This is a genomic window from Allohoeflea poritis (assembly GCF_027889715.1).
In the GTDB taxonomy this organism is placed as follows: domain Bacteria; phylum Pseudomonadota; class Alphaproteobacteria; order Rhizobiales; family Rhizobiaceae; genus Hoeflea_A; species Hoeflea_A poritis.
On the sequence record NZ_JAPJZH010000005.1, the window covers coordinates 184,799 to 199,740 of the forward strand.

General features: G+C 61.1%; 13 protein-coding genes. 9 read left to right on the plus strand and 4 right to left on the minus strand.

Translation table 11 applies throughout. The annotated features are described in order from the left end of the window. From OOZ53_RS10180 to OOZ53_RS10190, 3 genes are all read left to right on the plus strand, one after another. Positions 1-939 carry a hydroxyacid dehydrogenase gene (locus tag OOZ53_RS10180; RefSeq protein ID WP_271089402.1) on the plus strand — a complete coding sequence of 313 codons (939 nt, stop codon included), beginning with the start codon at positions 1-3 and terminating at the stop codon, positions 937-939. Next, positions 936-1,943, plus strand: a complete 1,008-nt coding sequence (locus OOZ53_RS10185) for an Ldh family oxidoreductase (protein WP_271089403.1) — start codon at positions 936-938, stop codon at positions 1,941-1,943. Before OOZ53_RS10180 ends, OOZ53_RS10185 begins: the two co-directional genes overlap by 4 nt. 110 nt (positions 1,944-2,053) lie before the next feature. Further along, positions 2,054-2,974, plus strand: coding sequence for a PHP domain-containing protein (locus OOZ53_RS10190; RefSeq protein WP_271089404.1), 921 nt, complete (start codon positions 2,054-2,056; stop codon positions 2,972-2,974). Between the two features lie 12 nt (positions 2,975-2,986). On the opposite strand, the gene OOZ53_RS10195 is transcribed toward OOZ53_RS10190, so the two are convergent. Together OOZ53_RS10195 and OOZ53_RS10200 are read right to left on the minus strand one after the other, a co-directional pair. Then, on the minus strand, positions 2,987-3,700 hold the full coding sequence (locus OOZ53_RS10195; RefSeq protein WP_333780592.1) for a response regulator: 714 nt from the start codon (positions 3,698-3,700) through the stop codon (positions 2,987-2,989). Further along, entirely contained in the window at positions 3,697-6,630 is a 2,934-nt protein-coding gene (locus tag OOZ53_RS10200) for a hybrid sensor histidine kinase/response regulator (RefSeq protein ID WP_271089405.1), read from the minus strand. Before OOZ53_RS10200 ends, OOZ53_RS10195 begins: the two co-directional genes overlap by 4 nt. A gap of 249 nt (positions 6,631-6,879) precedes the next feature. On the opposite strand from OOZ53_RS10200, the gene OOZ53_RS10205 reads away from it, so the two are divergent. The 6 genes from OOZ53_RS10205 (at position 6,880) to OOZ53_RS10230 (ending at position 13,036) form a co-directional block, all read left to right on the plus strand. Next, positions 6,880-7,719, plus strand: a complete 840-nt coding sequence (locus OOZ53_RS10205; RefSeq protein WP_271089406.1) for an alpha/beta fold hydrolase — start codon at positions 6,880-6,882, stop codon at positions 7,717-7,719. A 27-nt stretch (positions 7,720-7,746) separates the two neighbouring features. Then, entirely contained in the window at positions 7,747-8,577 is an 831-nt protein-coding gene (locus tag OOZ53_RS10210; protein ID WP_271089407.1) for a class I SAM-dependent methyltransferase, read from the plus strand. Positions 8,578-8,716: 139 nt separating this feature from the next. Then, on the plus strand, positions 8,717-9,076 hold the full coding sequence (locus OOZ53_RS10215; protein WP_271089408.1) for a group I truncated hemoglobin: 360 nt from the start codon (positions 8,717-8,719) through the stop codon (positions 9,074-9,076). 7 nt (positions 9,077-9,083) lie between these two features. Then, positions 9,084-10,139 (plus strand): adenylate/guanylate cyclase domain-containing protein, encoded by a 1,056-nt coding sequence (locus OOZ53_RS10220; protein ID WP_271089409.1) that lies wholly within the window; start codon positions 9,084-9,086, stop codon positions 10,137-10,139. A 79-nt stretch (positions 10,140-10,218) separates the two neighbouring features. Next, positions 10,219-11,022 (plus strand): hypothetical protein, encoded by an 804-nt coding sequence (locus tag OOZ53_RS10225; RefSeq protein ID WP_271089410.1) that lies wholly within the window; start codon positions 10,219-10,221, stop codon positions 11,020-11,022. A 187-nt stretch (positions 11,023-11,209) separates the two neighbouring features. Beyond that, positions 11,210-13,036, plus strand: coding sequence for a hypothetical protein (locus tag OOZ53_RS10230; protein WP_271089411.1), 1,827 nt, complete (start codon positions 11,210-11,212; stop codon positions 13,034-13,036). 10 nt (positions 13,037-13,046) lie between these two features. Here the strand turns inward: OOZ53_RS10230 and OOZ53_RS10235 are convergent, their stop codons facing one another. Both OOZ53_RS10235 and OOZ53_RS10240 read right to left on the minus strand, forming a co-directional pair. After that, positions 13,047-13,436, minus strand: coding sequence for a nuclear transport factor 2 family protein (locus tag OOZ53_RS10235; RefSeq protein WP_271089412.1), 390 nt, complete (start codon positions 13,434-13,436; stop codon positions 13,047-13,049). Between the two features lie 116 nt (positions 13,437-13,552). Further along, entirely contained in the window at positions 13,553-14,821 is a 1,269-nt protein-coding gene (locus OOZ53_RS10240; protein ID WP_271089413.1) for an MFS transporter, read from the minus strand. Between the last annotated feature and the right edge of the window lie 121 nt (positions 14,822-14,942).

A 14,942-nucleotide genomic window follows, 5' to 3' on the forward strand; every position in this document is an offset into this window, starting at 1 on the left:
ATGTCCAAGATTGTCATCACAGAATTCATGGACGACGCGGCCGTGGCCGCGTTGTCGCAGGGGCATGAGACCCATTACGATCAGGGGCTGGCGGACCGCCAGGAAGAAATTGGCCCACTGATTGCCGATGCCGCTGCGCTTATCGTGCGCAATCGCACGCAGGTGAACCAAGCACTGCTGGACGCCGCACCCGGTCTCAAATGCGTCGGACGCCTGGGTGTCGGTCTCGACAATATCGACATGGATGCCTGCAAGGCGCGCGGTGTCGCGGTCTATCCGGCGACGGGTGCGAACAATGCCAGTGTCGCCGAATATGTGATTGCCAATGCCATGCTGCTACTGCGGGGTGCCTATCAGTCGACCGGCGCGATGCTGCAGGGGGACTGGCCACGCCAGGCGCTGATGGGTCGCGAGCTGGCGGGCCACACGCTGGGCCTGGTCGGCTTCGGCGCGATCGCACGCGAGGTCGCGGTGCGCGCCGGCGTGCTCGGCATGGATATCGTCGCTTACGATCCGCATCTGATGGCGGACGATCCGGGCTGGCAGCTTGCCCGCAATGTGTCGCTGGACGGCGTTCTGGAACTGGCCGATGTCGTCAGCCTGCACACGCCGCTCAACGACAGGACGCGGCACATGATCGATGCGGATGCCCTTGCGAAAATGAAAGAGGATGCGGTGATCATCAATGCCGCGCGCGGCGGTGTCATCGACGAGGAGGCGCTTGCGGCGGCTCTGGCACAGGGACGGCTGGGGGGCGCTGCTCTGGATGTCTTCGAGACCGAGCCATTGACCGCCGAGGCCGCGATGAAATTCAGCGGCCTGAACAATCTGGTTCTGACGCCGCATATCGCCGGCGTGACCGTGGAATCGAACATTCGCGTCAGCGCGCTGACCGTACAGAATGTTCTCAACCATCTGGCGGGGACGGACGGCCGATGACACAGGCGGGCGAACGGATGAGCGCCGATGCGGTGCATGCGCTGATATGCGGCGCGCTGGAACGCAGCAACACATCGCCGCAAAATGCGGCCAGCGTCGCCGATGCGCTGCTTGCTGCCGAACTTGCCGGCCAGAGGGGCCACGGCCTGCGCCGGGTCCCGACCTATGCGGCGCAGGCTGCCGTCGGCAAGGTCGACGGTCATGCCGTGCCCGGCCTCGAACAGCACCGGCCGGCGGCGGCGCTGGTCGATGCCGCAAACGGCTTTGCCTATCCCGCCATTGTGCTCGCGCATGACTGGCTGGCCAGGACCTGCCCGGAACAGGGGATCGCCATTGCGGGCATCACCCGCTCGCATCATTGCGGCGTTGCCGGTGTCATCGTCGAGCAGCTCGCCGAGCAGGGTCTTGCTGCCATGCTCTTTGCCAACACGCCGGCGGCGATGGCGCCGTGGGGCGGCAAGCGCGCGCTTTACGGCACGAACCCGATCGCCTTCTCCGCGCCGCTTGCCGATGGCGATCCCGTGACGGTCGACATATCGCTTTCACGGGTCGCGCGCGGCAAGATCATGGCCGCGAACCAGAGCGGCGATGCCATTCCCGAAGGTTGGGCCTTCGATGCGGACGGCCAGCCGACCACCGATCCCGCGGCGGCGCTCGCGGGCACCATGGCGCCGCTCGGCGATGCCAAGGGCACGGTGCTGGCACTGATGGTCGAGTTGATGTGCGCCGGTCTCACGGGTGCCAACTACAGCTATGAGCAGACCTCGTTCCTCAACGCGGAAGGCGGGCCGCCGGGCGCCGGACAGACACTGATCGCCTTTGACCCCGGTCTTTTCGGCAGCGACGGGCGGGCGCGCTTCGCGGCCATGGCGCGGATGATCGAGGAGACGGAGGGCGCCAGGCTGCCGGGACGGCGCCGGCAATCGCTGCGACATGACCTCAGCGCCAACGGCATTCCCGTCGATATGAAGCTGATCGCGGATATCGAGGCGATCGGTCTTTAGAGCGTGTCTGGCTTAGCTTCAAGCATTTGATGGCGGGTCGGTGTTCCTTCCCTTGTCATGCGTTTTTCATAGTTTAAAGGCATGGAGGTCCGGATCGATGCGAGGCCTTCATGACAGACAGCATGTTTTCGGCGCCCGGCCGATTCTTCCGGGGAAATCTGCATACCCACAGCAACCGCTCCGACGGTGCCCTTGAGGCGGAGGAAGTGTGCCGGCGTTACAAGGCGGAAGGTTACGACTTTCTGGCGCTGACCGATCATTTTGTCGGGTTGTACGACTATCCGATCACCGACACGGCGCCCTTTCGGGACAATCAGTTCACGACAATTCTCGGCGCCGAGCTGCATTCGGGCGCCATGGCCAATGGCGAGCTGTGGCATATTCTCGCCGTCGGGTTGCCGGAGGATTTCGAAGCGCCGAACGCGCCGCATTTCAAGCCGGTCGAAGAACAGGAAAGCGGCGCCGAGATTGCCCGCCGGGCGCGCGAGGCCGGTGCCTATGTGGCGATTGCCCACCCGCAATGGTCGGCACTGACCATGGAGGATGCGCGCACGATCGACGCGGCGCATGCGGTCGAGGCCTATAATCACGGCTGCGCCGTCGGCGCCGACCGCGCGGACGGCTTCCATACGCTTGACCTGCTCTTGTCGGAAGGCCGCAGGCTCGATCTTTGCGCAACGGACGACGCCCATTTCACCGAACCCGACTATTTCGGCGGCTGGGTCATGGTCAAGGCGCAGGAAAACCGCCCGGAAAGTCTTTTGGAGGCGCTCAAGGCGGGCCACTACTATTCGAGCCAGGGTCCCGATTTCGTCAATATCTCATGGGGCGAGAAGTCGGTGGATATCGAAAGCAGCGCCGTTTCCTCGGTGATTGTCCAGGGACAGGGCTCGGCGGCGGTCGCCGTGCATGGCGAGGCGATGACCAAAACGCAGGTGCCGCTGATCCGTTTCACCGATTCACCCTGGCTGCGGGTAACGATCGTCGACCGCGCCGGCAAGCGTGCCTGGTGCAATCCGGTCTGGCGATAGAGCGTGTCCGGTTCAGCCCTCCGGGTCATAGACGTAGCCGATGCCGCGGACCGTCTTGATGACCGAGGGTTTTTCGGGGTTGCGCTCGATCTTGCGGCGCAGGCGCGAGATGCGGATATCGATGGACCGGTCGAACGGGTCCCAGCTTCGGTCATGTGCCTGTTCGAGAATCTGGTCGCGGTTGAGAACCCGGCCCTTGTTTTCGGCGAATGCCTTCAGGAGATTGAATTCCATCGCCGTCAGCGGCACCTCGCCGCCGTCTGCGTCGCGCATCTTTGCCGCCTCGATGTCGAGTTCGTAGTCGCCGAAACGCGCCGTTCCCGGCTTTTCCTGCTTGACGGGCGCGTCGGTCGATTTGCGGCGCAGCACCGCCTTGACGCGGGCTTCGAGCTCGCGCAGATCCACCGGTTTTCCAAGATAGTCGTCGGCGCCCATCTCGAGCCCGATGATCCGGTCCACCACCTCGCCGGCCGCCGTCAGCATGACGACGGGCGTCTGGTCCTCGATGCGCAGCGACCGCAGGGTCGTCAGCCCGTCCTCGCGCGGCATGTTGATGTCGAGAATGATGAGGTCGATCCGATTGCTGGCCATGATCGCCCGCAATTCGTCGCTGCTCGATGCCTTGGAGACGTTGAAGCCGCGCTTGCACAGATATTCGTGCACCATCTCGCGAACTTCCAGTTCGTCGTCGCAGATCAGCAGGTGGTACTGGCTGTTTTCCATCATCCGTCAACTTTTTCGCTGTTCAAAATACCATAAACGAGTTCGCGCAGTTCTGCCGGCGAGACCGGTTTTTCGAGATGCGGGCGCTGCGATTCCCGCAACAGGCTCTGGGAAGCCGCACCCATCGTGTCGCCGGTAATAAAAGCTGTTTTGTCAATGAGATAGGGGTGGCGATCGCGGATCGTTTCATACAGGCCGCGCCCGTCCAGCGACGGCATGTTCAGATCGCTCAGCAGCAGGTCATAGCGCTCTTCGCCAAGGCGTTCGACCGCCTCGTCGCCAGAATGCGCGAGCGTGACCCGGAAGCCTTCCTTCTTGAGAATCTCGGCGATCAGCTCGGCGACCTCGACCTCGTCATCGACGACAAGCGCCCTTACGCCTGCGCGGCTGCGGGCGCTGTCTCCGGCGGCCGTATCCTCGTCGGTGCCCGGCGCGCCCGCCGGCAGCGAGATCACGAAGCGGCTGCCGCCGCGGAAATCCGGATCCGCCCAGATATGGCCGCCATGGGAATGGATGATGCGGTGGCAGAAGGCCAGTCCGATCCCGGTGCCGTCGCCGACATCCTTGGTGGTGAAGAAGGGCTCGAAGATCCGGGCGATGATGTTCTTGGGAATGCCCGGGCCATTGTCGGTAACCGTGATTTCGACCGTGTCGCCGGTTTTTCCGCTGCCGGTGGCGACGGAAATCCGATTGCCCTCTCCGGCCGCCAGGATCGCCTGCTCGGCATTGATGATGAGATTGATGATCACCTGGGTGATCTGATCGGCATCGGCAACGATCTCCGGCATGTTTTGGGACAGGTCGCAGACGATCTCCAGGCCCTCGTCCTTCTTGCCATAGCCGGCGACATCAACGGCGGTCGTGATGACGGCGTTGACATCGGTGTTTTCCATCTTTGCCGGCTGCTGCCTTGCCATTGCCAGGAAGGTCTTGACGATCTTGGCACAACGTTCGGCGGCACCGCTGATCTTTTCGATGCGCTTGATCGTCTCCGGCTCATGCGCCTCCTCGCGCAGCATCAGCGAGTGTCCGACCACGATGGAAAGAGGATTGTTCAACTCGTGCGCAACGCCGGCCAACAGCTCGCCGAGCGCCGACATCTTCTCGTTCTGGAACAGCAATTCGCGCTGGCTCGTCAGTTCCTCCTGGAGCGCCAGCTCATCGGTGAGATCCCTGGTATTGGAGACAACCACCTGCTCGCCCCGGAACTCGATCAGCCGGGCGGAGATCGATCCCCAGAACGGTTCCTTTTTCGCGTTGGTCAACTGGATCTTGTGTTCATAGATCGAGCCGGTTTTGCGCAAGATGTCGAGATATTCATCCCTGTCTTGCGGGTTGACATAATACTCCCCGGCCATCTCGACGGGCCCGAAGAGCGCGGTGGTCTCCGGACTCCTGAACAACAGCCTGCCGGTTTCGGCATTGGTCATCTGAACCGGCACGGGGCAGGCCTCGAGAACCTTGCGGATCAGCGCCTCGGCCTCGTTCTGGCCGGTCAGGTCGATGGTCGTCGTAACGACCACTTCCTCGCCCTTGTAGTCTGCGATCCGGCCATAGGTCGCGGCGGGGAATTCCTCTCCGTCCCGGTTGATCAGCGTGAGCTTGTAGTCGTCGACCCGCCCGTCGGCGAGGAGCGTGGTGATGTAGTCGGCGCGGTCGTCGATGCTGCAATAATATTCGGTGGCGTTCTCGCGTTTTCCGAACAATTCAATGGCGGCCGGGTTGCGGTAGAGTATCTCGCCGTCGCCGACCCGGGCCATGACGACGGGCGCCGGGCTTGCCTCCAGAACCTGGCGGATCAGGAGATCGCCGTCCCGTTCGGCGATTTCGGCCTGCTTGCGCGCCGTGATGTCCGTACGTGTCACCACGAAACCGCCGAGCTTGGTCGGGTGCACCGAAACGGCATAATAGGTGCCGTCCGTGTGCTTGAGCTCGTAGTCCTGGATGTATTCGATACCGTTCTCGATACGGGCGGAAATCCATTCGTCCTCGCGACCGATCGCATCGGCGTAAACGCCGCGCCGGGCCGTCTCGCGCATCAGGATTTCCCAGTCCAGCCCCGGTTCGAGGAGATCTTCGACGGCATGGTTCATCTCCCGGTAGCGGGTGTTGAACATGACAAGACGGCCGTCCTCGTCATAAAGCGCAAAGCCTTCGGAAAGGGATTCGATGGCATCGCGCAGCATATCGCGTGCCTTGTGCGTGTCCTCCTCGAGTTCCGTCCGGTCCGTCAGGTCCTGAACCGCATTGACGACGAGCTTCAGCCCGTCGTGATCGAGAACGCTGGCGCAGCCGCGGACCAGGATCTCCTTGCCGGTATCGGATTTGGTCTTGACCGGATAGTTCTCGATACTGCCCTTGAGTTCCAGCCGCCGCAGCATCTCGATACTGTCGTCGCGATCGGGGAAGAATTCCGCGATCGAGCGGTTTTCCTGGGCGTCGGGCCGCACATCATACAGGCGGTTGGATGCGGGATTGGAATAAAGCACTTCGCCCGTGTCGATGCGGTTGACCCACATCGGAAGCGGGATGTTCTCGGCCAGAAGTTGCGCGAGGTTCAGCCGTCGTCGCCGCGCGCCGTGGTTTATGCTGAGAAAAAGCGCGCCGCCATCACCAGCGGGCGAAACGGACAGCAGCCGCCACTGGCCGTCGCGGGTGCGCGCCTCGATCGGCACGCCGCCGTGTCTCTTCCACATTTCGACAATCCTGAGGCGATCCCTGGCGCTCCCGCCGATTTCGTCCTGATTGATGGCCGCGAAACGCTCAAGATATTCGCACAACACGTCTTGCTGCCCGGATTGGCCGGACACGACGCTCGGCAGCGTCAGAAACTCGCCATTTGCCTCCATCAGACGGCCGGCGGAATCAAAGCGCACGAAGGCGGCACTCTGCTCGAGAGCGCTATCGGTTTCGGTTGTCGCGTGCCTGGACATGGCAAAATTCCTATCGCGCCAGTGTTTCAGTCGATTTTCAGATCAACGACCTAATGTTTCAATTGTTTCAGCGTTTGGCAAAGTCCGCCGTCGCCGGTGCCGTAAACCATTGAATTCTATGACAGGTGAATTGTGCGGGGGAATGGCCGACAGAACAACAAATGAAACACAAACCCGTCTGATCTGAAAATCAAACGAAACCTTCGCGGCTCAAATAGCGGTCAAACGAAATCGCGACAGGAAAAACCGATGACCGCACATGCCTTTACGAGCCATCATGAAAACGCACCGGTCGTTGCCGTCCACTCCTCGGCATCGAGCGGTCAGCAGTGGAATGGCCTTGCCGATCATCTGGCGGGCCGCTTCGATGTCAGCGCGCCGGATCTGCCGGGTTATGGCGGTACGCCGCGCCTTTCCTGCGCATCGTCATTCGGTGTGGCGGCGGTCGCCGAACCGATCATCGACCACATCGCCGGTTTCGGCCGGCCGGTTCATCTTGTCGGCCATTCGCACGGTGCCGGCGTTGCCCTGAAGATCGCCATGATGCGGCCGGAACTGGTCAAGAGCCTGACCGTCTACGAGCCGGCGACCTTTCACTTCCTGAAGGAAGGCGATCAGGAGGACCGGGCCAGATTTCGCGATATCGCCAGCGTCCGCGCGGCGGTTGCCCAGGGCGTAGCGCAGTGCGCGCCGGATACCGGAATGCGGACCTTCATCGATTTCTGGAACGGAGCGGGCTCCTTTGACCGTTTCGGCGCCGGCACACAGGCAAAGTTTGCCGCCATGGCACCGGTCATCCTCGGCGATTTCGCCCATGGTCTGGCCGAAAGCTGGACACTGGGCGACCTGAAGCGGATCGCCTGTCCGATGCTTGTGCTCATGGGCATGGATTCGCCGGCGGTCGCGCAGCATGTGGCCGTACGCATCGCGGAGGCGGTGGATCATGCGCGCCTGGCGATGCTGCCGGGCCTGGGACACATGGCGCCGGTCTTTGAGCCCGACTGGGTCAATCCGCGGATCTTCGAACACATTGCCGGCGTTGAACGGCCGGTTGCCAACTGCTACTGGCCGCAGCGTTCGGCTGCTTGAATCTGATAACCCGAAAGGAGAATGGACATGAACGTAATGACAACAGCCGAGCAGGCGCCGGACTACACGGCGATCAAGAGCAAACAGAATGCAGCGTGGTCATCCGGTGACTACAAGAGGATCGGCGTCACGCTGCAGATTACCGGCGAGGAACTCGCCGAGACCGCGGGCTTTGCCGCCGGCTCCAGGATCCTCGATGTGGCCGCGGGAAACGGCAATGCGACCCTGGCCTTCGCGCGCCGCTGGTGCGCGGTGACCTCGACGGATTATGTCGCTTCATTGCTTGAAGGCGGGCAAAGGCGTGCCGATGCCGAAAACCTGGATGTGACATTCGAGGTCGCCGATGCCGAGGATCTGCCCTTTGCCGACGGCGCATTCGACGGGGTCGTTTCGACCTTCGGGGTCATGTTCACGCCCAACCAGGAGCGTTCGGCCTCCGAGATGGTCCGCGTATGCCGGTCCGGCGGCAAGATCGCCATGGCCAACTGGACGCCCGACGGTTTCATCGGCGCACTGTTCCGGACGATGGGCAAACACGTGCCGCCGCCGCCCGGCATGAAATCGCCGGCGCTTTGGGGCGATCGCCGCTGGATCGGCGAAACCTTCGAGCATGCCGCCGGGTCGATTTCGACGACGATCAAGCATTTCAACTTCAGATATGCGTCGCCGCAACAGTTCATCGACTATTTCCGTACCTTCTACGGTCCGATGCACAAGGCGTTTGCCGCTGTCGGCGCGGAAGGCGAAAAGGCGCTGATGGACGATCTGCTGGCGCTGATCGATGGCTATAACGCGGCCACGGACGGATCGATGCTGGTGCCGTCCGACTATGCGGAGATCATCGTCGAGAAGGCCTGAATGCCGCGCCCCGGCGATATCGATGCCGGGGCGCAACCTATACTCTGTTTATGCGGTTGAAATAATCGGCCAAGATCAGAAACGGCTGTTGAATTCAACACAATAAGCAGATCAACTATGCCACAGGGGGCATGGACCGATGAGCGAACAGACACTCTTTGAGAAATATGGTGGCTTTTCCAAGATCAGCCGGGTTGTGCTGTCCTTCTACGATACGTTGCTGGACAGTGACGATATCGGGCCCTTCTTCGATGAAGTCGACATGTCGCGCATGGTCGATCACCAGACCAAGTTCGTGGCCTCGCTGCTTGGCGGACCGGCATCCTACACGGACAACCAGTTGCGGCAGTTGCACTCCCACCTGGCCATCGAGGACAACCATTTCGACGAGTTGAAGGTCGTTCTGGGCGAGACGCTGGAAGAACACGGATTCGCCGACGAGGATGTCAGCGCGGTCCTGCAGGAATTTGAAAACAGACGAACTCTGATCGTGGATTAGACCCATCATGTCCATCGAGGCCATCAATGAACAGCTGTTGCGCGCCATCGGCGTGGGCGTCGCCCTTCTCGACGTCAAGAGCTTCTCGTTCCACTTCACCAACGATACGTTCGAGGAGTGGTTCGGAACACCGCAGGAAGGCGCAACTCTCAACGAGGTGTTGACGGAACTGGATCTCGATTCCCTGAGAGCGGGTTTGCGGGAAAAGGGGCGTTACACCGCCGAAACAAGGTTCAAGAAGAAGCGGCGCACGATGGTCATCGCCGTCGACTTTACGCCGACCCGCGAGGGCGACCAGGAGATTGCCGTCCTGGTCTGCCAGAACATTACCCGTATCAGGGAACTGGAATCGATGATCGATTCCTATTCGATGATGGTCGAGCGCAACAACCGGGAAATCAAGCGCGAGAAGGAGCAGGTCGAAAAACTGCTGCTCAATATCATGCCGCGTGCCGTCTATGAGGAATTCAAGACCTTCGGCGTTGTCACGCCGCAGCTCTATGACCCGGTCTCGGTCCTGATGCTTGATTTCGTCGGCTTTACCGACATGGTCGCATCCGCCGATCCGAGCGTCACCGTGACTGAGCTCAACGATATCTACAGCGCCTTCGACCGCATCGGCGAACAGTTCGGCTGCGAACGGATCAAGACCATCGGCGACGCCTATATCACGGTCGCGGGTCTTCCCGATCCGACGCCCGATCATGCAAAGGCGGCCGCCAATGCGGCCATCCGCTTTATCCGCTATCTGGAGCGGCGCAACAGCAGCCATCCGAACCAGTGGCGCTGCCGCATCGGGCTGGCGACCGGAGCCGTGGTCGGCTCGGTTGTCGGTATCCAGAAATATGTCTACGACATCTTCGGCCCGGCGGTGAATCTTGCCTCGAGGCTGCAGGAATTTTCCGAACCGATGCAGATCAGCGTGCAGGACGACATGGCGGTGGTGCTGCGCGAGCAGTTCGAGATGGACAGTCTTGGCACACGGCAGATTCGCGGCTTTGGTGAGCAGGAGGTCTGGCGCCTTCTCGATTCCTCGAAATTCGTGAACCGTACGGGAACTTGACCGACGGCCCCGGTAAGGGTTCGTCAATAAATTGCATTTATTCCCATATACAACTAAATATTGTTGTACGGGCGGTGCAATGGACAGAAGTCAATTCCGGCGCGCGATCCTTATCTGGGTCGCCCTGCTTATTATCTTCCTTTACACGTTTCCGCTTATTCTGATCGCTATCGTCAGTGTGTCCTCCTGTCAGACAACCGGCGGGGCGTGCGGCGCGCTTGCCGCTGTCATCGGCATGATCGCAAAACCGCCGGTGATTTTCCTGATCGGCATCCTCATCCTGCGAGCCGTTCATCTTCGTGTCCGTTGGCTGGAGATCAGTCCCGGATGGTCCGTCGCAGCCATATTGTGGTTTGTCGGCAGTGCTCCTTTTCTAATCGGCATGCGCAATTTCTGGGGCGCTAATTTCGGTCTGGGTTTGCTCTACGTGCAGCCGCCGGGCCTTCTGGCTTTCCTGCTGATCTTCATCATTTTTCTGTGCGTCGTCGAGTTTCCGGTGCTGAGCGGCTGGGACGGCATGCGTCGGGCTGCCTGGCTGGTGGCCAAGATTGCCGCGGTGCACGCCACGGTGCTGCTTTCCACGACCATCGTGGCCGGCATTACCGTCATCCCGTTTCTGGCCGGCATTATCGGTTCGGCCGGGCTTGCGGGCCTGTCACAAGTCAGGCTGATCTCGGGTCAATTGGCGCATCTGGCATCCATCGGACTGCCGGGCTCGATTGTTCTGTGGGCCGATCTCGCGATATTTGCCGCGGCCCTGTGTGTCGTCGTCATACGCCAAAATAGGGGCAGTGGTTGGCGGCCGGAACAGCCGGCCCCTCAAAGCGATGCGAGAGCTCCGGGTCGGACGGCACGCCCATTCGGTCGGCGGGGCCAATCATGATTGGCTGTCCGCGCGGCCGCGGACGTACAGATGGAAGTGCGTACTCCATGAACCGGGCGAACATTGAGGTTGCGGTAAGCACGCTCCAAAAGGACTTCTGTTTCGGACCGGCCCACACTCATTTCATTAACGCCTCGGTGACTATGCAATCATCTGTTCAACCAAAAGGTGTGCTGGTTGCTGGCAGATGAGATTTGTCGTTTTCCTCATCATATTGGGCGCTATTGCCGCGTTCAGCCTGACATCGTTCGGGGCGGCTGTCGCTATCCTTGCGGGGATCAGTTTTGTCGGGTTGCCCCTGTTCCTTGCCATGGCCGTCATTCCCACGCTTTTTCTGGTTCTTCTGCTGGCCTGGCTTGTGCGCCTGCTCTCGCGCCTTTTTGGCGGGAAACTGCATTGGCTGATCTGTTTGGCGGTCGCGGTCGGGCTTCTGGCGATCCCACCCTACCTGGAAAACAAGAGACTGAACGGCATCGCCGAAAGGCTTGTTGCCGACGATCATCATTCGGAAAAAATTTCCGGGCCCTTCGATACTTTCGCCATAGTCCGGTACGGACACAACCGCGGTGTGGCATGTGGCGATCTGTGCCAGCGGATGCTGTTAAACGGTCAGGCCGAGCGTGTTGTCATAGCCAACTCCGATCTCGGGTCGCAGGCGCTGCCCCATCAGCTTTCGGGGATGGAATATTCGTTCGAAGACCTTGGTTCGTGCGCACATACCGCCTTGCTGGAAGGCAATGGTGGTTTCACGGTTCCAGGCGAAGGCAAGGGCAAATCGCGAACCAAGCCTTCAGACCTGATACGGCAGAAAATGGCCGAAGGCTTCTGCCTTGTGGGAGAGCCCGTCCCGGTTGCGCGCGCGGATGCCATCCTCGTCCGGAATCATCTCCGTAGAATGCCGGCGGACCGGGAGGTCGGTCTTCGTTTTCAAGCCGAGACGATCGGAGCCCATCGCTTGTCGCTTTGGGTCAAGGACAGTAATGGATTTACGGAGATGTACAGAAAGACCGGCGTCCGTGTCGATCTTCTGGCGCCGATCCTGGCCCCGACCTATGCCGGCGGCTACGGGCTGGAGTTGGTGCCCGGCTTCCTGCGGCAGCCGAAATTTCTGGGCGGTGTGCGCCAATATGCGGAAGCTCCACCGCTTGAACCCGTGCTGTACGATGTCCTCGATTTGAAACTGAGCCTGGAAACGGGTGGCCGAGATACCGAAACGCGGCGTCTGATAAGCGCCGCCCTGACAAAGTCGTCCGCGCCAACGCCGTCGGAGATTGACCTGATCGATCATTATTTCGACGGCTTAAACGGGAGCAGGAAACCAGAGCAGCAGGACGTGGCGCTTGCACTGCGTCTGCTGCAGGACGACCGTTTTCCGGCGCCGAATGACATTGCAGCGATTGTCAACGCCGAGGTCGTCACCTCGGAACAAATCCGCTTGTTTGCGGCCCTCCTGTTTCGGCGGCTTTTTGAGACGGATGTCGATGCGCGGACGTCGATCCCCAACCTCTCTGGATTTCGTCTCAGTTTCGTCGCGGGCGCGATCTCCCTGCTGCCGGATCATGCAGTCGCTCCCTATCGGAAAGAGCTGGAGGCTCTGGCCAGGGATCGTGAACGACGGGTCCGCGCTGCCAGCGCTTTGGTTTCGCTCACGCATTTCGGTCAGGACGCCGTGCCGACATTTCTTTACCTGATTGAGGATGCGCACCGGCTGAAACCGGATCGCGGCGGTGCGCGTCCCGAATGGCGGGTGCCCTATCTCGCCGGCATGGGTGGGCTGTGCCGCCTCGGCAGGTCGGCCGAGGGTGCATTGCCGGTTCTGTACGATTATCTCGGGCGCGGAATGATCGCGCAGTTCGGGCCCTATTGGAGCTTCACGATCAACACGCTTGTTTCCATGGGAGCGGACCCCGAGGAGATCTGGTCTCACGTCGAGACCGGCCACAGAAACCACACGCGCAAGCACTTTGACGCGGTCGTGGGCAGGGCGCAGAGCCGGTTGAGCTGTTCCCTTTAGAGCGGGTCCGTCAGTACTCCATGAATTCCGTCGCCTTGCCGTCCTCGAACAGCCAAAGGTCGATCTTCGGGCCGGTGACATTGCGGCCGGTGCGACGGTGGGTGAAGGAGCACTCTCCGAAGGCGATGACACGCTGGCCCTGGGCGATGAATTCATTGACGCGATAGAACTCCATGGACCAGTCGTTCGCCAGCTCTTCGTAGTAGTCGATGACTTCCTGCTTCGGCGCGCGCTGGCGCGTGAAGACAAGTTCAGGCATGGCTTCCGCGGAGGACCCCCAATCGATCCGGTCCGCGAAAACCTCGGCCCAGACCGCCGTGTCGCCCCCGGTCTCGTGCCAGGCTGTGTAGGCGTTACGCAATATTTCGACGTTGATTTCTTCTTCCGCCCGGTACTTCATCAATTTCACCCTTGAGGACATCTGCGATCACAGATGCTGCATGGCGAAATTTTGTCTGTATGTGCGAAAACTCACAGAAACGCGATTATTGTGATTTGCCGTGATGTTAGAGCGTGTCAGTCAGAGCCTTGCCGGGGAAACCTGAGCTTGAGAGCGCCGTATATGAGCAATAGGCCGCAACCGAAGGCGGCGCACAGGAAAGGCAGCCGCAGGGCGGTTTCCCGGCCGAGGTCGATCTCCGCGACCGAAACAATCCAGCCGCCGGCGAGCGCACCGAGCGGCATCATACCCCAGCCCAGGAAACGGTAGATGCCGTTGACCCGGCCGAGAAGCGTGTTCGGGATCACGCGCTGGCGGTAGGAGACCGTCACGACGTTCCACAACAGCGCGGCCAGCATTTCCACGAACAGTGCCGTGGCGACGAGATAGGAAGAAGAGGTTCCGGCAATCACCAGATAGGGAAGCGGAAAAATGCCCAGGGCGATCAGAAGGCTCGGGCCGTTGCCGATCCGCCGCGCGATCGCGGGGCACACCAGCCCGCCCAGAACACCGCCGGCGGCGCCCGCTGTCAGCAGCAGACCATAGCCGAAGGCGGAGGCAAGGAGCACTTCCTGCGCGAACAGCACGAGTATGGTCAGGGTCATGGTGTGCAGCGCGTTGAGGATGCCGAGCATGACGGCAAGCCTCAAGATAAGCGTATTGCCGACAATCCAGCGCAGGCCGTCCCTGAACTCGGAGAGGAAGCCGGCGGGTACCCGGATTTCCTTTCTGAGCGGGAAGGCGATCAGCCACAGGCACCAGGCCGACAGGGCAAACATCAGGGCGTCGAACCCGAAGGGGGCTGGAACGGCCAGCGCGATCAAAAGACCGGCCACCGGCGGGCCGACAAACGAGCCCATGACCTGCTCGATGCTCCAGATCTGGCCATTGGCGCTTTCCAGATCCTTCGGCTCGACGAGCATGGGAAGAACCGTTTGGGCGGTGTTGTCGCGAAACACTTCCGCCGTGCCGATAAGGAATGCGACCGAGGCGAGCGCCAGGATCATCGGCAGCCGAAGTGTGCTGTCTTCGGCCAGGGGCAATGCCGGGGAACCGAGGATGATGCCGACAACGCCGAGGCTCAGGAGCAGGCGGATGATGTCGGCGCCGACCATGAGTCTTTGCCGGTCGGCCCGATCCGTAATGACGCCGGCCGGCAGGGCAAGCAGGAACCAGGGCAGCCGCGTTGCGAAGGCAACGATCGCGATATGCATCGGATTGCTGCTGATCATTGTCGCCAGCCATGGAAAGGCGAGCGCGGCGATGCCGTCGGCGAGATTGGACAGGGCGCTTCCTGTAAACAAAAGCCGATAGTTGCGATTCTGGCGCAGCAGAAGATTGTGCACGGCGTGCCTTTCCCGACCGGTCAAACGGCCCGGCCCATTGCTCGGCAGGAGCCTAGCCGGACAAAAAATTATTGCAACGGGCGTGTAAGCCCTTTTCCAGGCGCGCGACTCGTATTATCGT